Below are 20,290 nucleotides of genomic sequence, written 5' to 3'. Positions count from 1 at the left end.
GAAGGTTGAATCATTTTTTCAATAAGCTACTGATAAATAAACGAAATAGTGGCAAAGAAAACCGACCGTATCGTTTGGCGCGGCGTTCAAACCGTGAAATTCGGGCATCTGACGGGCAAAACGCCACCGATAGACGTCTTTTCATGGACAGGAGAGTAACCGCTCCCTAAAGTGGCAGCGTATCGGTTCTGCAAGTGTCAAAACGCGCGCGGATGAAAAGGGAATACGGTGAGGACGACCCAAGTAAGGGCCGAAACCGTGGCTGCCCCCGCAACTGTGAACGGCGAGCGATGTCCATCATGCCATTGGCCCCACGGCCGATAAGGCGGACAAAGCCCAGACCCGTGAGCCAGGAGACCTGCCGATAAGCATGCCGCGAAAGCGGTTCTCACCATCCCCGCGCGGAGGGCGCGGAAGAAAGGACTTGATCACAATGCATATAGAAGTCGGGATTATCGATCCGGCCAGGATAGCGCTTGCCAATGCCGCAGCGCTGTCACTGGTTGCCTCTCAGTTACCTGCACTTTGGCGTCATCCTCTGATGCTCCCTAAGACGGCGCTCGCTGCCGTTGCTTTCTCAATCATGATGCAGGTCTGGCATCTGCCAGTAGGGCCATCGGAATTGCATCTGATCGGTGCGACCACCATTTATCTTCTCTTCGGCTTTACACCCGCCATGCTCGGCTTTGCGCTTGGTCTCGTGCTACAGGCATTTCTGTTCGAGCCGGGCGACATTCCCCATCTCGGCGTCAATGCCCTATCGCTGATGCTGCCGATGATGGTGGTGCATTATACCTTTGGGAAGCGGCTTTTTTCTGGAGAAGTTGGCACGCGTTTCAATCTCGCCAGGGTGTTGGGGCTAGACGCCACCTATTATGCCGGGGTTTCGGCCATGGTCGGTTTCTGGCTGGCTATTTCTAATGACGGGCTTGCGTTTGCCGACTGGGGACGCTGGGTCATTGCTTATGCACCAGTATTTGCCATTGAGGCATGCATCACGTTTGCCGTCGTGCTCGCCGTACGGCGGATACGGCACCTTCGCGTGACCAGCCAGATCACCGAGATCGACCGTTTGACCTTTGCCTGAGATCGGCGCAGTTTAAGTGAGAGGGAAGCGCGCGAGCGATGGCCGCGCGCTTTTTTCTTTGAAAATCCCACCGCGATGGGTTAGGCGCGCTAGGACTGCATCATATTGAGAGCAGCCGGTTGGAATGTTCATGACGTGTTTGAGCGATAAAATTGACTTACGCGCTTGAACCAGATCACCAACGCGAGATGGCAGCGACATTAAAGGGGCCGAGCGATGCGCATTTTGAAAGAAGCTTTTTTTCCCGAGCTTCCCAACTATTATCGCGGCAAGGTCAGAGAAAATTACGATCTGCCGGATGGCAGCCGTGTCATTATATCGACAGATCGTTTGAGCGCTTTCGACCGTATCCTGGCTTGCATCCCTTATAAAGGTCAGGTCCTGACCCAGACGGCGCGCTACTGGTTTGAACAGACCGCCGATATTTGCCCCAACCATATCATTGCCTATCCCGATCCTGCCATTGTCATCGGCAAACGTCTGACAATTCTCCCCGTGGAAGTGGTGGTGCGCGGCTATCTGGCCGGCACGACCGGAACATCGATCCTGACGCTCTATAAAAAAGGGCAGCGAACGATGTATGGCATGACATTGCCGGACGGCATGCGTGACAATCAGAAACTGCCGCAGGCGATTATTACGCCGACCAGCAAGGAATTTGACGGTGCTCACGATGCACCGCTCACACCAGCAGAAATTATCGATAACGGCCTGCTGACGCCTGATCAATGGCGGCAACTATCCCAATACGCGCTGGCTCTTTTCGCTCGCGGCCAACAGAAAGCGGCCGAACGCGGCCTTATTCTGGTCGATACCAAATATGAATTTGGCACAGACGAGGCCGGGAACATCCTTCTGGCTGATGAGATCCATACACCAGATAGCAGCCGTTACTGGATTGCCGAAACGTATGAACAGGCCTTCGCCCAGGGAACCCGGCCGGCAAGCTTCGACAAGGACTTCGTGCGGTCCTGGGTGGCGGAACGATGCGATCCGTACAAGGACGAGATTCCGGAAATTCCACAGGACTTGGTCGAGGCAACCTCCAAAGTCTATATCCAGGCCTATGAGGCCATCACAGGATTGACGTTCCAGGCCGATAATTCCGGTGAAACGCCCTTTGATCGCGTGAAGGCAAATCTCTTCTCCTATCTCGACCGGCGCTGACGATCATGACAGCGCCCAAAAGCACTGGCAAACCCACCGGACGAGGCGCTGGCAAGCAGCAACCATGCCGCCCGCGCAGGTCACGTCGTCCGGCGGCCGAAACTCGCCAGGAGATCCTCCGGGCAGCAGAGGAGCTGTTTCGCCAGCGCGGGTACCAACAGGTGGCGATGGCGGATATCGCAGCAGAGCTGGAAATGTCTCCGGCCAATGTATTCAAGCATTTTCATTCCAAAACCGCGCTGGTCGACGCGATCGCGACGGCCCATCTTGAAAAACTAATGGCCGGGCTCGCTGACCTGGAAATGCTTTCTTCACCACAGATGAAGTTGCTGCAAATGGCCGAGCAGCTGCTGACCAAACTGCTGCAGGACGTTTGCGACAATCCGCATCTGTTCAAAATGATCGTGCTGACCACCGATCTGGAACTCACCGCCGCCGATCTCTACCGGGAAAAGATTTGCGCAATTTTCGAAACCATCGTCCTTGAAGGCGTGGCGACGGGCGACTTTTTCGTAACCGATCCGCGTCATACTGCATCCGTCATTGCCACCGCTTTGGAAGGGGTTATCCATCCACTTTCAATCACGCGGGAAAAGCCCGAGATTCTCCATATTCGCTGCCGGGATTTGATTGGCCTCGTGACTACCGCACTGCAAAATCCACTTGCAAAGTGACGGTTGTTAATTTACGTCACGATATACGCCGTTTGTGGGCAAGCCGTGTCCTGGATGCCATCGCGCAAAAAACAACGGCCGATAGAGCGGTTACGGAATTTTATTGTCTTGTGATCATTTTCTTTTACTGAAACTGTCAGAACAAGACTATCTCGGAAATTAGGATCTGCGCATGGCCAGACATCTCACCCTGTCATCCATTATTCTCGTGGCGGCGATTGCGCTGAGCGGATGCAGCGATGACGGGAAAAAGCAAGCCGGCGGCCCAGGAGGACCAGGGGGGGCCGGAGGCGAAAGACCACCAAGCCCGGTGAGTGTTCTTGCAATTAAAAAATCCACCGCACCGCTGACGACCATATTGTCGGGTCGCGCGGAAGCTTTCCAAACCGCTGACATTCGTCCACGGGTTGGCGGCGTGATCAAGGAAATCGCCTTCAAGGAGGGCAGCTTCGTCAAGGCTGGCGATCTGCTCTACAAGATCGACGAGGATACCTATAGGGCCTCGTTGGATGAAGCCAAGGCGACCTTGGAAAAATCCGAGGCGAGCGTACCGGCTGCGGAGGCAAATCTTCAGCGCTATGAGCGTCTGGCCAATACCGGTGCATCGCAAAAAGAATATGAAGACGCCCAAACGACGCTGCTCCAGGCAAAGGCATCCGTGTCTGAATCGCGGGCCTCTCTTCAGACCGCGCAGATCAATCTGGATCTGACCTCCGTAAAGGCGCCTTTCGATGGCGTGACTTCGGCAACCAATTATTCGATCGGCAACGTGGTTACGGCCAGTCAAACGGACTCGTTGATGACACTCCGCCAGATCAATCCGATCTATATCAAGCTGAACGAATCCAGCGTGAACCTCTTGCGCCTGCGCGCCGCCATCAAGGCCGGAAACCTCAAGCGCAACAGCGGTGGCGCGGATGCCGACACGACGGATATCCGTCTGACGATGGAAGATGGCACGGAATACCCGCATGTGGGCAAGATCGACATGTCGGAAATGGCCGTCAGCACCACGACCGGCACAGTTTCTGTTCGCACATTGTTCGATAATCCCGACGACCTCATTCTGCCTGGCATGTATGTTCGTGCCACCATTACCGTCGGCGAGGAGGAAGGCTATCTCATTCCCCAGCGTGCTGCGTCCCGCAATGCGAACGGCGACTTGACCGCGAAATTCGTCAATTCCGACAACAAGGTCGAAACCCGAACATTCCCAAGCAGCAAGTTGTCTGGCAATAGCTGGTTAGTTAATGACGGCGTCAAGGATGGCGATCAACTGATCCTCGACGGCTTCCAGTCGATTACCGATAACGCGACCGTCAAGCCAGTACCTGCTCAAATCGATTCCAAGGGCTTTGTTATTGCGCCGGCAGCAGGCAAGGCTGCGACGGAAGCACCGAAATCATGATGTCAAAGGACATCTCCTGCAACATCGTGATCAGGAATTAACTCATGTCAAAATTCTTCATACGGCGACCGATTTTCGCCTGGGTGATCGCGATCGTGATCATGCTGGGCGGCGGGCTGGCTATCACCAGCCTGTCGATTTCGCAATATCCAGAAATCGCACCACCATCCGTAAAAATCAGCGCCACCTATACAGGTGCCAGCGCCGATACCGTCAAGAAGACCGTTACTCAGATCATTGAGGACGGAATGACCGGGCTGGATGGCCTGACATATATGACCTCTTCATCGACGTCTGGATCGTCATCCATCACGTTGACCTTCGACAACAGCATCGATCCGGACATGGCTCAGGTCCAAGTCCAGAACAAGCTGCAACTGGTGGAATCGCAATTACCTTCCGTGGTGCAGAATCTCGGCATCGAAGTGACGAAATCGACCTCCAGTATTCTGTTGGTTGGCGCTCTTGTGTCCACGGATGGCAAGCGCACATCGGCAGACCTCGGCGATATCTTTTCCGCCCAGATTGAAGATCAGGTGAAACGCCTGGAAGGCGTCGGCAATATAAATGCCTTCGGCTCCGCCTTTGCCATGCGCGTCTGGCTCGACCCCTTCAAGCTGCGCAAGTTTCAGCTGACCCCTGCCGATGTCACATCAGCCATAGAGGCGCAGAATACGCAGGTCTCCGTTGGCTCGGTCGGCGGCCTTCCATCCGTCGAAGGACAGCAGATCAATATCACCATGACGGCTCAGAGCCAGCTGACCACTGTGTCGGACTTTGAGCGGATTATTTTGAAAGTCGATACCAGCGGTGCCAATGTCCGTTTGAGCGACGTGGCCCGTGTTGAAATCGGCCAGGAGAGCTATACATCCACGTCGCGGTCAAACCGTAAGGCGGCATCCGGCTTCGCGGTTAACCTTGCAACGGGAGCGAATGCTCTCGATACGGCCTCCCGTGTGAAGGCCAAGCTGGCGCAGATCGCACCAGCATTGCCTCAGAATGTCAGCATCATCTATCCTTACGACACAACGCCTTTCGTATCACTTTCGATCGAAAAGGTCGTTCATACGCTGATTGAAGCCATCGTCCTCGTCTTCTTCGTCTTGTTGATCTTCCTACAGAACCTCCGGGCGACATTCATTCCGATGATCGCCGTGCCCGTCGTTTTGCTTGGTACGTTTGGCATTCTAGCGCTGACGGGATATTCGATCAACACACTGACCATGTTCGCCATGGTGCTTGCCATCGGCCTTCTCGTCGATGATGCCATCGTCGTGGTGGAAAATGTCGAGCGCATTATGTCCGAAGAGGGTCTTCCTCCCCTGGAGGCGACCCAGAAATCAATGGGCGAAATCACTGGCGCCATCATCGGCATCGCTCTGGTGCTGACGGCCGTATTCGTTCCCATGGCGTTTTTTGGTGGCTCGACCGGCATTATCTATCGTCAGTTTTCAGTCACCATCATTTCGGCGATGCTGCTTTCTGCGGTTGTCGCACTCGTCCTGACACCTGCGCTTTGCGCGACGATACTGAAACCGATCGACAAGAATCATAAGAAGACGACCGGACCAGCGGCATGGTTCAATCGCAATTTCGACCGCACGACCAATGGCTACGTCTGGTCCATTGGTCACCTGCTGAGGCGCCCACTCCGGCTTCTGTTGATATTCGCGGTATTGGTCGGCGGTTGCGCCTGGCTGTTCCTGCGCCTGCCCTCCTCCTTCCTGCCGCAGGAAGACCAGGGCGTACTGATGACGATCGTCCAGCTTCCGAATGGTTCGACCTCGGCACAGACGGGCGAAGTGATGAAAAAAGTTGAGGATTATCTGCTCGACAAGGAAAGCAGCGTTGTCGATTCGGTTTTCGCCGTCAATGGTTTCAGCTTCAACGGCAGTGGTCAGAACTACGGTCTGGTTTTCGCCAAGCTGAAGGATTTCGACCTGCGCAAGAAGCCGGAGATGGCCGCTGGCGCCATCGTCCAACGCGCGATGGGCTATTTCATGACCATTCGTGAAGCGCAGGTCTTTCCGATTCTGCCACCTGCCATTCAGGGCATGGGCAATTCCAGTGGTTTTTCCTTGTATCTCGTCGATAACGGGAACCACGGCTCGGAAGCATTGTCTATCGCCGCGAAACAATTGCTGGCAGAGGCCAATAGCAGCGGCCTTATCACCGCTATGCGCCCGAACGACCGCGATGAGGAAAGTCAGGTCAAGCTTGTTCTCGACCAGGAAAAGCTCAGCGCCATGGGCGTAACGATTTCCGACGCCAACTCAATGCTGACGACCATTTTCGCTGGCACCAATGTCAATGACTTCACGCTGAACAACAAGATCAAGAAGGTCTATGTGCAAGGCGATGCCCCGTATCGTATGCAGGCTGAGGACATAAAATATTGGGATGCCCGCAATTCGAGCAGTGAGATGGTGCCCTTCTCATCGTTCACGGACGCAAAATGGGTCAACGGACTTCCTTCGATTTCGGCTTTCAACGCTGTCACCGCCTTCTCGCTCGACGGTTCTGCGGCACCCGGCGTCAGCTCCGGTGATGCCATGAACGAAGTGGAGCGGCTGGTTTCCAAGATGGATGGCGGCTACACCGTCGCCTGGCAGGGCATCTCCTATCAGGAAAGACTGTCAGGCTCGCAGGCGCCCTTGCTCTACGCCTTGTCGGTGTTGATCGTCTTCCTATGCCTCTCGGCACTCTACGAAAGCTGGTCGATCCCCTTCTCGGTGATCATGGCCGTGCCGATTGGTGTTCTTGGCGCCGTTGCGGCAGCAACCTTGATGGGGCAGGACAACGACGTCTACTTCAAGGTCGGGCTGCTCACCACAATCGGTCTGGCGGCAAAGAACGCCATTCTGATCGTCGAGTTCGCCAAGGAGCGGCAGGAACACGGATTGAGCCTGATGGATGCGACCCTGGAGGCGGCAAGACTGCGTCTTCGGCCGATCATCATGACATCGCTCGCCTTCATTCTTGGTGTCGTTCCGCTGGCAATCGCCACTGGCGCGGGCTCTGCGGCGCAGAACGCAATCGGTATCGGCGTACTCGGTGGTATGCTTTCTGCAACACTGCTCGGAATTTTCTTTGTTCCATCCTTTTTTGTCATTGTCAGACGCGCTTCAAACCGTGCAAAAGCCAAAGAAGAGCTGTTACAAGCAGAGCAGAAACGATAGGTTAAAAAACAGTTGCCGCGCTCCAAAAAAAGCGCGGCATTTTCGAGATTGTGGCGGTCGCGGCCCATTGCTTGCTCGGCGCGCCTTCGGATTGAAACAGGGATAGAATAGATGGTCTCCGTACGCTTAGCTGCGCCCTTTGCAATGCTGCTTCTGTCAGGTTGCGTGATGGGGCCCGAGCACAGCCCGCCACAAACCGCACTTCCTGCCAAATTTACAGAGGGCGGGACGAAGTCTGCACAGGACACCACCACTGTGCAGTGGTGGACGGCATTCAACGATGCGCGCCTCAACACGCTGATCAACCAGGGCGTCAACCAGAATCTCGATGTTCTGCAAGCGCTGGAACGGATCGAGCAGGCGCGCGCGACTGTCGTCACCTCATCTGCCGGCGGCCTGCCAAGCCTGACAGGCACGGCAAGCGAAAGCGGCAGCCAAACCAATGGCGGCTATAATTCTCAGCCTCGGGCCTGGGAATCCAAAGGCGAGCTTTCCGCATCCTGGCTTCTCGATCTTTGGGGTCAATATCGCCGCGCCAAGCAGAGCGCCACTGCATCGCTCGATGCCGCCTATGCCAGCGTCGATACATCTCGCCTGACCTATCTTTCCGATCTGGCGACAGCCTATATCGACGCCCGCTACTATCAAGCTCGCATCGCAATCGCCAACGAAGCCGTCAAGTCTCGCCGCGAAACCCTGGCACTGACCAAGCTACAGCTTGAGGCCGGCGCTGCTTCGCGCCTCGATGTCGTCCAGTCCGAAGGTCTGGTCAACTCGCAGCTGGCGGATATTCCTGGTTTTGAAGCCAACTTCTATAGCAATGCCTATCATATCTCGACACTCCTTGGCCTTCCGGCCTCGACGCTCATCAACGATCTGAAGAAGCATGCACCTCAGCCGGTTGCCCGTCGTGTGGTTCTGTCGGGAATTCCGGCTGACCTGATCCGCAACCGCCCTGACATCCGCAAGGCAGAACGCGATCTGGCCGCCGCCGTCTACGATATTGGCAATGCCCAGGCGCAATTGCTGCCGTCCATCACGCTCAGCGGTTCGATCTCGCCTTCCTATGTCCATTCCAACACGCATGGCACAGCCAATACCTGGTCATTCGGGCCATCGCTCAACCTGCCGATATTCGACGGCGGCACGCTGCGCGCCAATGTCAAGAATGCCCAGTCGGTCGCTCGTGAAAAATACCTGGCCTGGAAGCAGACTGTGCTGAACGGCGTCGAAGACGTTGAAAGCGCGCTTGCTGCTTATAACCGCGATGCGCGCGCCGTTGCAGCCAATCGTGCCTATGTAAAGTCCTACAAGGAAGCGCTCGAACTTTCGACCGCATCCTATAAGGACGGCGCGTCGTCCCTGCTCGATGTCCTGGATGCGCAGCGTGAGTTGACCACCGCTCAGGCCAGCCTTGCCGAATCGATCCAGCAAATGGCCAATGACTATGTGACACTGAATGTTGCCATTGGCGGCGGTTATAATTTCAACGGCAAGGCCCAGGCTATTGAAGCCAATGTCAAGCCTGCGGATATCCCGCCTGCGCTTGCCAAAGCCAAGTAAGCATCAGACTTCTCATGCAAACGCCCGGCGATCCTGATCGCCGGGCGTTTTTTATTGATGGCCATTTTGTTTGCATTGCGTATTGCCGGCAGCACCGAACGCAAGCGTCTTTAAAATTGCCGCGTAATAGCAAAAAGCCCGGCTCGCAAAGGAGACCGGGCTTTTCATTAATCAAACATCAGGCAGAAACGACAGATCGAACCGCCGGACATCAGTCCTTGGCACGCTCAACATAGGAATTGTCTTCGGTGGCGATCACAACACGGGTTCCGGCATTGATATGCGGGGGCACCAGGGTGCGGATGCCGTTGGAAAGCATTGCAGGCTTATAAGACGAGGATGCCGTCTGGCCTTTCACGACCGGTTCGGTCTCCATGATTTCCAGCGTCACATGGCGCGGCAAGTCAAGCGCCAGCGCAACACCTTCATACATGGAAATGACGCAGGTCATGCCTTCCTGGAGATAGGCCTTCTGGTCACCCATCGTCTCGACATCAACGACGATCTGATCGTAGTTTTCTGGATTCATGAAGTGGAAGCCTTCACCATCCTCGTAGAGGAACTGGTGGTTGACGTCTTCGACGAAAGCGCGCTCCACCTGCTCGGTCGTGCGCCAACGTTCAGACACCTTCACGCCGTCAACGATGCGGCGCATGTCGATCTGGGTCACCGGCGTGCCTTTGCCGGGATGGAAGTTTTGCGCGGTAAGCACGACATAGAGCTTGCCGTCGACTTCGAGAACATTGCCCTTGCGGACCGAAGAGGCGATGACCTTGACCATTCGGAATTCCTTGTATCTCTCAAACACACATCGTAAAGGACGACCTTGCGCCCCTTTGACATGCTGTGACGTTGCATGGGGCGCACCTAACCCAAATTTGCCGAAATAGCCAGCCCGTGTTGCAGCCGAATTGCCGGCCAAGGACGAAAGATTAAGAGTGGAATGACTGGAATGAGCGAAAAGCGCCTCTCCGCCTCCCCTTGGTGGACACCGCAGGTCCATACCGACCGCCGCCCCTTCCTGCTTGGCCGCAATGCCATCCAGGCCGCCCTGCGGCTCTATTTCAGCCGTCACGACATCCTGGAGGTCGATACGGCAACCTTGCAGGTCTCGCCTGGCAATGAGGCGCATCTGCATGCCTTCGCAACAAGCGCTATCGGCAATGATGGCCAATCGCATCCTCTTTACCTGCATACATCACCGGAATTTGCCTGCAAGAAACTGCTGGCCGCTGGTGAGTCCCGCATCGCCTGCTTTGCCCATGTCTACCGCAACCGGGAGCGCGGTCCCCTGCACCACCCGGAATTCACCATGCTGGAGTGGTATCGCGCTGGGGAAGCCTATGAGCGGCTGATGGACGATTGCGCCGCCATCCTGGCGCTTGCCGCCGAAACGACCGGAACAAGGCAATTTTCCTTTCGCGGCGGCGTTTGCGATCCATTTGCCCCGTTTGAGCGGCTCAGCGTTGCCGATGCTTTCGAGCGCCATGCGGGCATTGATCTTTTGGGCAGCGTGTTTGTCGGTGGCGAAACCGATCGTGACCATCTGGCCGCACAATTACGGCAGGGGGGCATGCGCGTCGCCGAAGACGATAGCTGGGCCGATCTGTTCAGCCGGGTGATCGTTGAAAAAGTCGAACCGCATCTGGGCTTTGGCCAGCCCACCATTCTCGACCGCTATCCCGTGGCGGAAGCCGCCCTCGCCCGGCCTGCGGCCGACGATCCGCGCGTCGCCGAACGGTTCGAACTTTATGCCTGCGGCGTCGAACTGGCCAATGCCTTCGGCGAGTTGACCGATCCGCAGGAGCAACGCCGTCGCTTCATGCTGGAAATGGCGGAAAAACAACGGGTTTATGGCGAGACCTATCCGCTCGACGAGGATTTTCTGGAGGCACTGGCCATCATGCCCGAAGCCTCTGGCATCGCGCTCGGCTTCGACCGGCTGGTGCTGCTGGCGACCGGCGCACAGCGGATCGAGCAGGTGTTGTGGACGCCGGTGGCGGAGCCGCAGCCGTGACCGCTCCCATCAGAACCGTGAAAACTGTCGGGGAACTGATCGAGACCGGACTTGTTACTGCCGAAACCCGCACGGAATTGGACGCGGTCGCTGCCCGCTACGCCATCGCCATTACGCCCGCCATGCTGGCTTTGATCAATCCAAACGACCCCAAAGACCCGATTGCCGCGCAATTCATACCCCAGGTTGGCGAATTGGAGCATCTACCGGTGGAGCGGGCCGATCCCATCGGTGACCATGCCCATAGCCCGGTCGAAGGTATTGTCCATCGCTATCCCGACCGAGTTCTGTTAAAGGTGGTGCATAGCTGCCCGGTCTATTGCCGTTTCTGTTTTCGCCGCGAAATGGTCGGGCCGGAAGGCGATGGCCTGCTCTCAGGTCCAGCGTTAGACGCGGCCATAGCCTATATCCGTGACCATAAGGAGATCTGGGAGGTCATCTTTACCGGCGGCGACCCGCTGGTTCTGTCGCCACGCCGGCTGCGGTCGATCTTGCAGCAATTGGGTAGCATCGATCATGTCCGGATCATCCGGTTTCACAGCCGTGTTCCGGTTGCCGATCCGGCCCGTATCGACAAGGATCTGCTCGACGCTTTGCAGGCGAGCGGCAAGACCACCTATATCGCCATCCACGCCAACCACCCGCGTGAGCTGACGCATGAAGCCAGGGCGGCGAGCGCAAAGCTCCTGCAAGCCGGCTTTGCACTTTTAAGTCAAACGGTGCTGCTGAAGGGTGTCAATGACGATGCTGGCGTGTTGGCGGAGCTGATGCGGGCTTTTGTCGACATGCGTATCCGGCCTTATTACCTGCATCACCCGGATCTGGCGCCCGGCACCGGCCATTTCCGCCTCAGCATAGAGGAAGGCCAAGCCATCGTTTCGGCCTTACATGGGCATCTGTCTGGCCTCTGTCAGCCGACTTACGTGTTGGATATTCCCGGCGGCCATGGCAAGGCGCCGATCGATGCGAGCCGGATCAGCAAGGACGGCGATCATTATCGGGTCACGGACTTCCATGGGCATCACCATATTTATCGTGATAGGTAGACATGGTTATCGCAATCTAAAGTAGATGACTTCAAAAATACAACCTTAAAGAAAGATGAGATAATACCAAAAAAAGCCCAGAACAACAAACCTTAAAGATTTGAAATCTCAACGATTCTGTTAGAATTTTGGACAGGATCAAAAGAATTGAAATATTCATATTAGCCTAATCTTACGATTTCTGGTCTATTTCAATCTTCCTGATCAGACAGATTTCCTATGAGAGGTTGAGATGAACGAGACCATTCGGACTATTCTGGGCAGAGTCGGCGGCTTACAGGTTGCCGTTACAGAGATTGCGGCTGATGCCGATCTTTACGCACTGGGACTGTCTTCCTTTGCTTCCGTGCAACTGATGCTCGGTATAGAGGAAGCCTTCGACATCGAATTTCCAGACCACCTGCTCAATCGCAAATCCTTTGCCAGCATCGAGGCCATCGAACGCACGGTGCGCCAGATCCTGGAGGATCGGAAGGTTGCCTGATGACCGTTCCGGCCACTCACGCCCTTGAAACATCACTGCCCAAAGGTGATCTCGCCGCCCGCGCGGCGCGCGTTGCCGCCATTGCTGCGCAATATGCCGAGGATGTCGATCGCCAGGGCCGATTTCCGCGCGAGACCGTGGATGCATTGAAGGCGGAGCAACTGCTCGGCATCCAGATCCCAGCGGAGCTTGGCGGTGAAAATGCCGGATTTGCCGCAATTGCCGAGATCTGCACCACGCTTGGCCAGGCCTGCGCCTCCAGCGCGATGATTTTCGCCATGCATCACATCAAATGTTCCAGCCTCGTGGAACATGCCCAGGACAATGCCTGGCAGCGCAGCTTCATGGCACGGGTTGCTGATGCACAATTGCTGCTCGGCTCCGCCACGACTGAAGGCGGCATTGGCGGCAATCTGCGCAATTCCATCTGCGCCATCGAGATCGACGGCGACACCTGCCGACTGGAAAAGGACGCCACGGTCATTTCCTATGGATCAGAGGCCGATGCGATCCTGATTACCTCGCGCGCCCATAAGGATGCCGCCCCGTCCGACCAGGTGATGACGGTATTTCTCAAGGGCCAATATAGCTTGGAGAAGACCGTGGACTGGGATACGCTGGGCATGCGCGGCACGCGATCCGATGGCTTCCTGTTCAAGGGCGAAGCGCCAGCCGTCCAGATCCTGCCGAAGCCCTTCGCCGACATTGCCGCCCAGTCGATGCTGGCCGCCTCCCATATTCTATGGAGCGGCGTCTGGTACGGCATCGCCGTTGATGCCGTGGTGAGAGCGCAAAGTTTCGTGCGCGCCGCCGCCCGTAAGAGCCAAAACACCGCGCAAATGGGTCAGATGCCGCCTGGTGCCTTGCATCTGGCGCAAGCCGCCAATCTGTTGCAGCTGGTGCGCTCCAATGTGGTGGCGGCGCTGCACGCCTATGAAGAGGCCAAAAACGACGGCGACAAGCTGTCGTCCTTCGGCTTTTCGGTGACGATGAACAATGTCAAGATCGCCTCGTCCGAGACGATTATCGACATCATCAACCAGGCCATGCTGATCTGCGGCATCATGGGCTACAAAAACGGCACGCCCTACAGTCTTGGCCGCCATCTGCGCGACGCGCATTCCGCCCGGCTGATGATTTCCAATGACCGCATTCTCGCCAACACATCAACGATGTTGCTGGTCCACAAACTCGACACACATCTGCTGGGGTAAGCAAATGGATACGCAAGCCAATTTTCTGGACCGGCTGTTCGATGCCGGCCTGCTGATAGACACTGGCGTGGACGGGCTTTATGGCCGCAGCGGCCAGTTCGAGGATGTTATCGCCGCTTTCGAGCGGTTGATCGACCGGTTCGGTGGCGCGGATGGCGCCGAAGCTCTGCGCTTTCCGCCGGGCATGAACCGGGCCTTTTTCGAGACCAGCGGCTATATGAAGAGCTTTCCGCAACTGGCCGGCACCGTGCACAGCTTCTGCGGCAACGAGCTTGACCATGTCAGCCTGCTGAAATGCATGGATGCCGATGAGGACTGGACGAAGGACCAGAAAGCGACGGATATCGTGCTGACGCCTGCCGCCTGCTATCCGCTGTATCCGACCATTGCCAAGCGTGGACCGATTGCCGCCTCCGGCGCACTGTTCGATTTGCAATCCTATTGTTTCCGCCATGAACCCTCGACCGATCCGGCCCGCCAGCAGCTGTTTCGCATGCGCGAATATGTCTGCATGGGCTCAGAGAGCCATGTCACCGATTTTCGCCAGACCTGGATGGATCGCGGCCTGAAAATGATGGAAGAGGTGGCATTGCCGGTCGAAATCGACATTGCCAACGATCCGTTCTTCGGACGCGCCGGCAAGATGCTGGCCAATAACCAGCGCGACCAGAACCTGAAATTCGAATTGCTGATCCCGATCACCTCGGTCGCCAAGCCCACCGCCTGCATGAGCTTCAACTATCATCAGGATGCCTTTGGCAGCAAATGGGGCCTGAACCTGGAAGACGGTTCGGTTGCTCATACCGCTTGCGTCGGCTTCGGTTTGGAGCGGATCGCGCTGGCGCTGTTCCATCACCACGGACTGGACGTCAAGGCCTGGCCGCAATCGGTGCGCACCGCACTCTGGGGCTGATGATGACCACGGTCCTGCCGCTCGATCCGGCTCGCTATACTCCCCATCTGCTGCATTCGGCGGAGCGCATGTGGCCAGAGACCAATTGCTATGTCGATCTGTGGATCGAGGTCCTGTCCGTGCTGGGCCTGCCGCCGGAGGCCATGCTGGGCTTTACCCTGACCCAGGATTTCGAGGGCGACCAATTCACCTTCTTCAAGGTGCCGCTGGAAGATCTTGAAGCGCTTTACGGCATCCGCGTCACCGAGCTGGCAATTTTCGACCGGGCCGAAACGCATGTGGCCCAGCAGATCAGCCGTGGCCGGTTGTGCCTTGTCGAAATGGACAGCTATTTCATGCCCGATACCGCAGGTGTCGGTTATCGCCAGCACCATGGCAAGACCACGGTCGGCGTCAACCGGCTGGATCTCGCAGGCCGGTCGATGGATTATTTCCACAATGGCGGATTTTTCCGGCTGGAGGCTGAGGATTTCGACGGAATTTGGCAATTAGCAGCACCAGAGACCGCACCGTTCCTGCCCTATACCGAATTTGCCAAACTCCCCGAAACCCGGCCGGATGAGACGCATCTGCGCCAGGTCGCTGAGCGGCTTTTCGCCTTTCACTTTGCCCGCCGCCCGAAAGGCAATCCCTTTGCAGAGTTTGCAGAGGTCTTTCCGGCCCAAGTGGAAGCCATCGCGGAGCGACCCTTCGGCTATTTTCACACTTATGCCTTCAACACACTGCGGCAATTAGGGGCGAATTTCGAGCTTCTGGCCAGTCATCTGCACTGGCTCGCCGCAGATGGGCGCTATACGAGCGAAATTGCCGAAGCATTGCGGATTTCCGAACTGGCAAAAACGGTCCAGTTCCAGCTGGCCCGCGCCATCACTCGCAAGAAATTCGAACCGCTAAAAGCAGCTCTTGACCCCGCCATTGACGCATGGGACAGGCTGATGACCGGGCTTGCCAACAAGATGGTATGAGGCCAGATCTGGTCATTCAGGCGCCATCTTGCTTTTGGAGCATTTCAGCGCTTCGTTGAATCGCGGAAATGCTCCAGGTCTTTGCTTTGCGCATTTCCGGACGTAAAACCGCTTCACACTTTTCCTGGAAATGCTCTAAAGGGACGCATAGCCGATGATCACCTATCTCGATGCCGACATCCGCCCGCTGGAAGCCGGTTGGACCTTGCTGGTCTGCGAGCCAGGCACCTATGAAAGCCCGAAAGCATTGCACCGCGCCAGCGCCCGCCTTCAGGCGCCGGTGCCCGGCACCGTCGCCCAGGCGTTGACCAAGGCGGGCCTGTTCGACCCTGATCATCCAAGCCCGCTGCATGGCAAGGACATTTGGTATCTTCGCCCCCTGACCGGCGAACAGCCCGGCGCGGCCGTGCTGCGCTTCGAAGGCTTGGCGACCATTGCCGAGGTCTATTTGAACGACAGGCTGGTCCTGTCATCGCAGAGCATGTTCGAGGCCCATGATGTCGATGTGATCTTGAACGGCTCGGACGAATTGTCGATCTGCTTTCGCGCCCTGAGACCCCATTTGGAAAAGCGCGGCCCAAGAGCCCGCTGGCGCCCGCAGATGATGAGCGACCAGGGCCTGCGGCTGGTGCGCACAACCGCCCTTGGCCATATGCCCGGCTGGTGCCCCGATATCCATGCGGTCGGGCCGTATCGGCCAATCAGCCTGATCCGCCCGGGCGCAAGCGCCATAACCGATCTCGCGCTCCAAGCCGATCTCGATGAAAACGGCACCGGCCTGCTCGACATCGCATTCCGGCTGACAGGCACTGTCACAGCCATATCGGTGACATGTGCGGGTGAGACGCTCGCCCTCAAAGCCGATGCCGAGGGCCATGTCGCGGGCCAGCTTCGTCTTCCCGGCGTCGCTCCCTGGTGGCCGCGCACCCATGGCGAGCCGGTACTGCACGACATTCGCCTGATGCTGGATGGAAGGTCGCATTCGCTTGGCCTCACCGGCTTTCGCCGCATCCGGGTTGACCGGGGCGCGGATGGCAAGGATTTTGCGATCTTCGTCAATGGTGTGAAAATCTTCTGCCGGGGTGCCGTCTGGACCAATGCCGACATAACCCGCCTGCCCGGCACCGCCGAGGATTATGCATCCTGGCTGAGCATGGCCGCGGATGCCGGCATGAACATGATCCGCATTGGCGGCACCATGACCTATGAAAGCGCCGATTTCTTCAGGCTCTGCGACCGGCTGGGGCTGATGGTCTGGCAGGATGTCATGCTGGCCAATTTCGATTATCCTGCTGCCGATGAGGCGTTTGCCGAGCATATCCGCCGGGAAGTGGAACAGCTGTTAAGCGCCGTACAGTCCTCTCCCTCGCTGGCGATCCTGTGCGGCGGCAGCGAAGTCTATCAGCAGGGCGCCATGCTGGGCCTGCCGGAAACCAGCTGGAAAGGCCCTGTCTTCACCAGCCTTCTGCCGCAGCTCTGCGCGCGCTTTGCACCGCATTTGCCTTATGTGGAAAACTCGCCGTTGGGTGGCGCAATGCCCTTCAGCCCGGATACCGGCATCACCCATTATTACGGCGTCGGCGCCTATTGCCGCCCGCTCGAAGATGCCCGCCGCGCCCATGTCCGCTTTGCCACCGAGTGCCTCGCCTTTGCGCATGTCCCCCAGCAACAGACGCTCGACAGGCATTTGCCCGTGTCACCGGTTCACGATCCCCGCTGGAAGGCGCGTGTGCCGCGAGACCGTGGTGCCTCCTGGGATTTCGAGGATATTCGTGACCATTATCTCGCCCTGCTCTACGATATCGACCCGGCTCGGTTGCGCCGGGAAAATCAGGCCCGCTACCTGCATCTGTCACGGGCAGTCAGTGGAGAAGTGCTGGAGGAAACCTATGCGGAATGGCGACGTCCCGGCTCATCCTGCAATGGCGCGCTGGTCTGGACCTTTCAGGACCTGAATATTGGTCCCGGCTGGGGACTGGTGGATGCAACCGGAGCGCCGAAACCCGTCTGGTACGCAGCGCGGCGCGCCTTCAACCCCGTCCGCATCACCATGACCGATGAAGGCACCAACGGGCTTGATCTGCATCTTTGCAATGACACGGTGCGGGAACAAACCCTGACCCTGGATCTCACCTGCCTGCGCGACGGTAAACTGCCGGTCGTGGCCGCACGGCGCGCTGTGGTCTTAACGCCACGGAGCGGCATAACACTGCATGCCACCGATCTGTTCGGAGCGTTTTTCGACACGACCTATGCCTTCCGCTTCGGGCCGCCCGCCCATGACGTCACTGTGGCGACCCTGAGCGAGCCCGCAAGCGGCGAAATCGTCAGCCAATCCTTTCACTTCCCGCAGGGGCGCGCTCCGGCCATGCATGACGCAGAGATCCGTACCACGCTGTCGCAGGAAAAAGATGGCTGGTGGCTGATGCTGGAAACCGACCGGCTGGCACAATCCGTCCATATCGCCTTGGAAGACGGCCGCAGCACCGACGATTTCTTTCATCTGGCACCCGGTTTTGCCCGCCGGATCAGGCTTCTAACACCGGACAAACCCAGCGGCGAAATCCTCAGCGGCTCTGCCTTACGACGCTTCCGGTTCTGACACAGGTTCTTTGCCTGCGGATGCACCGGCTTTGATCTGCTGGGCAGGCAATTTCGACGCCTGAACCGTCATCGCCAGCGCTTTGATTTCCTCGAAATAGCGCTGCTGGGCAGCGGCGGGAGAGAAATTATGATCCGTTTCCGCTAGAATGTCGGTGCGGACATTGGGATAGCGTTCCAACTTGCGGCCCTGCGGGCCGAAATGCTGATAGAAATGGTCAAGACCAACGTCCTGCTCGCTATAGAGCAGCACCAGCGGCGTCTTGCGCTTTGCCAGTGCGGCAAAGGCGACGCGCACGGCCCGATGCTCCAGCCGGACGTCGCGGCTGAAGACCTGGGCGAGACCAAGCCGGTTCAACACACGGCGCACGCTGACCAGAGCGAAATTGCGGATAGCGTTTTTCACATCCACCTTGCCCCGCCAAAGACGCCGCAAGGTCTGCATCTGAAACAATCGATGCTTGTAGGTATCGAGCGAACGCGGCACCACGGCAAGCCCGTCCTCCACACGCCGCCTTTTATCCCAATAAAAGACGAAGGGATTGACGAGGCAGGCTCCGGCAATGCGGTGATCCTTGGTCATGCAGGAAAATCCGAGATAGCCACCACTGCACCGGCCAGCCACCACGCTGGGCAGCAGTGAGCGCTCTTCGAGAACGGCAAGCGCCGCTTCCACATCGTCATATTGGGTTTCGGCGTAAAGTACCTGATCCGGCAGGCCCGGCACCGGCGGGCTATCGCCGACATTGGCAACATCGAAGCGCAGGGAGGCAATACCCTCGCCTGCAAGCTTGCGCGCCATGGCGACACCCGAGCGCCCCCATCCCGCATTGCGGTCATAGGCAGTGTTGAGCAACAGAACGCTTGCACCGCAGCGGGGACCGGTCGGCTCGCACAAAATACCATAAAGCCGTTTGCCCCGGCCAAAACGAAGGGCCGTCTCGCGGAAATCCCCGCCATCCAGGTGCGCCTGATCTTCGTCTTGTCCGGATACCGCCAAAGGATCGGTCGCCAAGGGACGCTTCTGCTCACCAAGCGCTGCTGCACGGCGAACGATCCAGCTGATGACATTTTCTGCCGCCACCATGGGCATGCGGGCCATGGCAGGATTGCCGACCATGGCATCATAGCCAGGATAGTCGACTGTCTCGACGCGCGCGCCTTTCGCTTCCATCTGCTTTGCCAATTGCCCATCACCCGGCCGATCCGCCCGGTTGACGAACAGATGCGGGATGGAGCGATGCGGCTGGACGGCGGAAAAATCTGTTTTCTTCAAGGCCGAGGCCTTTGCATCCGGCATCACATGCCCGGCAATGGCCGTCATCCCGCTCGGCCGCAAATGTTCGGCTAGGCCCAATCCGTCATCAATGACCCGCGCCCAGAACTGCAATTCCCTGAGATAAGCGCGGCCCGAGGCCACGGGCGCCATAGCGACACATCCCGCCAGACCATCGAGGTCTGCGGCCATGCCCACGCCGAGCGACGCACCCAGCCCATGCCCCAGCAAAATCACCGGCAGGCCGCCGGTCTTTTGGGCAAGCACGTCAAGGGCCAAGCGTATCGTATCCTGCCAGAGCGACAGGCCGAGGGTACGGTCCGGCGGGTCCAGCGCGTCGCCCGTGCCGGGATAATCGAAACGCAGACTGGCAATACCCTCGCACGCCAGTTCCTCCGCCATGATGCGAAAAAGCTTGTGCGTACACATTTCCTCAAAGCCCCAGGGCTGGAGAAACAGCACCGCGCATTTGCGCACCACACCCTGTTTGGCGCCCTCCGCCGGCTGATAGAGCCCGAAAGTGCCGGCAAAGCTGACCGGCTGGGCCACAGCATGCTGGTGCGGCTGAAGCCGCTGGCCAGATGCCGGGCCAACCCGCTCGGTTATCGCTTCCATCAACCTGCCCTTTCCTTGCCCCACGGCACTCTCTCAAAAACGGCTACTGCATAATTCCTTAAATCTCCATGGATTTAAGGT

At 57.7% G+C, this 20,290-nt stretch carries 15 protein-coding genes and 1 riboswitch; of the genes, 13 read left to right on the top strand and 2 right to left on the bottom strand.

Features of this window, described 5'->3' with window-relative positions; all coding sequences use genetic code 11:
- Nucleotides 1-166: 166 nt before the first annotated feature.
- Nucleotides 167-380: riboswitch (cobalamin riboswitch) on the top strand.
- Between the two features lie 53 nt (nt 381-433).
- From ASB66_RS24525 to ASB66_RS24500, 6 genes are all read left to right on the top strand, one after another.
- On the top strand, nt 434-1,087 hold the full coding sequence (locus ASB66_RS24525) for an energy-coupling factor ABC transporter permease (protein ID WP_060716884.1): 654 nt from the start codon (nt 434-436) through the stop codon (nt 1,085-1,087).
- Nucleotides 1,088-1,303: 216 nt separating this feature from the next.
- The gene (locus ASB66_RS24520) at nt 1,304-2,254 is read left to right on the top strand and encodes a phosphoribosylaminoimidazolesuccinocarboxamide synthase (RefSeq protein WP_060716883.1); all 951 of its coding nucleotides are present in this window, start codon (nt 1,304-1,306) and stop codon (nt 2,252-2,254) included.
- Nucleotides 2,255-2,259: 5 nt separating this feature from the next.
- Nucleotides 2,260-2,928 (top strand): TetR/AcrR family transcriptional regulator, encoded by a 669-nt coding sequence (locus ASB66_RS24515; RefSeq protein WP_060716882.1) that lies wholly within the window; start codon nt 2,260-2,262, stop codon nt 2,926-2,928.
- 172 nt (nt 2,929-3,100) lie between these two features.
- Entirely contained in the window at nt 3,101-4,336 is a 1,236-nt protein-coding gene (locus ASB66_RS24510; RefSeq protein WP_060716881.1) for an efflux RND transporter periplasmic adaptor subunit, read from the top strand.
- A 44-nt stretch (nt 4,337-4,380) separates the two neighbouring features.
- Nucleotides 4,381-7,515, top strand: a complete 3,135-nt coding sequence (locus ASB66_RS24505) for an efflux RND transporter permease subunit (RefSeq protein ID WP_060716880.1) — start codon at nt 4,381-4,383, stop codon at nt 7,513-7,515.
- A 111-nt stretch (nt 7,516-7,626) separates the two neighbouring features.
- Nucleotides 7,627-9,078 (top strand): efflux transporter outer membrane subunit, encoded by a 1,452-nt coding sequence (locus tag ASB66_RS24500; RefSeq protein ID WP_012654286.1) that lies wholly within the window; start codon nt 7,627-7,629, stop codon nt 9,076-9,078.
- 211 nt (nt 9,079-9,289) lie between these two features.
- Here the strand turns inward: ASB66_RS24500 and efp are convergent, their stop codons facing one another.
- Nucleotides 9,290-9,859 carry an elongation factor P gene (efp, locus tag ASB66_RS24495; protein ID WP_012654285.1) on the bottom strand — a complete coding sequence of 190 codons (570 nt, stop codon included), beginning with the start codon at nt 9,857-9,859 and terminating at the stop codon, nt 9,290-9,292.
- Nucleotides 9,860-10,021: 162 nt separating this feature from the next.
- On the opposite strand from efp, the gene epmA reads away from it, so the two are divergent.
- From epmA to ASB66_RS24460, 7 genes are all read left to right on the top strand, one after another.
- Nucleotides 10,022-11,095, top strand: a complete 1,074-nt coding sequence (gene epmA / locus ASB66_RS24490) for an EF-P lysine aminoacylase EpmA (protein WP_171431010.1) — start codon at nt 10,022-10,024, stop codon at nt 11,093-11,095.
- Nucleotides 11,092-12,141: a lysine-2,3-aminomutase-like protein gene (locus ASB66_RS24485; protein ID WP_060716892.1), complete on the top strand. Its 1,050-nt coding sequence runs from the start codon at nt 11,092-11,094 to the stop codon at nt 12,139-12,141. The genes epmA and ASB66_RS24485 overlap by 4 nt, the downstream gene beginning before the upstream one ends.
- Nucleotides 12,142-12,373: 232 nt before the next feature.
- Complete coding sequence (locus ASB66_RS24480; protein ID WP_060716878.1) at nt 12,374-12,625, top strand: acyl carrier protein; 252 nt, start codon at nt 12,374-12,376, stop codon at nt 12,623-12,625.
- Nucleotides 12,625-13,839: an acyl-CoA dehydrogenase family protein gene (locus ASB66_RS24475; RefSeq protein WP_060716877.1), complete on the top strand. Its 1,215-nt coding sequence runs from the start codon at nt 12,625-12,627 to the stop codon at nt 13,837-13,839. The genes ASB66_RS24480 and ASB66_RS24475 overlap by 1 nt, the downstream gene beginning before the upstream one ends.
- A 4-nt stretch (nt 13,840-13,843) precedes the next feature.
- A complete protein-coding gene (locus ASB66_RS24470) occupies nt 13,844-14,752 on the top strand; it encodes an amino acid--[acyl-carrier-protein] ligase (RefSeq protein ID WP_060716876.1) in 909 nt (302 codons plus the stop codon).
- 2 nt (nt 14,753-14,754) lie between these two features.
- A complete protein-coding gene (locus ASB66_RS24465) occupies nt 14,755-15,717 on the top strand; it encodes a DUF1839 family protein (protein WP_171431008.1) in 963 nt (320 codons plus the stop codon).
- Nucleotides 15,718-15,871: 154 nt separating this feature from the next.
- Nucleotides 15,872-18,319 (top strand): glycoside hydrolase family 2 protein, encoded by a 2,448-nt coding sequence (locus ASB66_RS24460; RefSeq protein ID WP_060716875.1) that lies wholly within the window; start codon nt 15,872-15,874, stop codon nt 18,317-18,319.
- Here the strand turns inward: ASB66_RS24460 and ASB66_RS24455 are convergent.
- Nucleotides 18,299-20,209: an alpha/beta fold hydrolase gene (locus ASB66_RS24455; protein WP_060716874.1), complete on the bottom strand. Its 1,911-nt coding sequence runs from the start codon at nt 20,207-20,209 to the stop codon at nt 18,299-18,301. The two genes, ASB66_RS24460 and ASB66_RS24455, sit on opposite strands and share 21 nt — an antisense overlap.
- Nucleotides 20,210-20,290: the final 81 nt, after the last annotated feature.

The sequence above is a fragment of the Gillisella vitis genome, assembly GCF_001541345.2.
Classification (GTDB): Bacteria; Pseudomonadota; Alphaproteobacteria; order Rhizobiales; family Rhizobiaceae; genus Allorhizobium; species Allorhizobium vitis.
The sequence above is the reverse complement of the archived record's forward strand: the minus strand, read 5'-3'. Positions and strand labels throughout refer to the sequence as shown.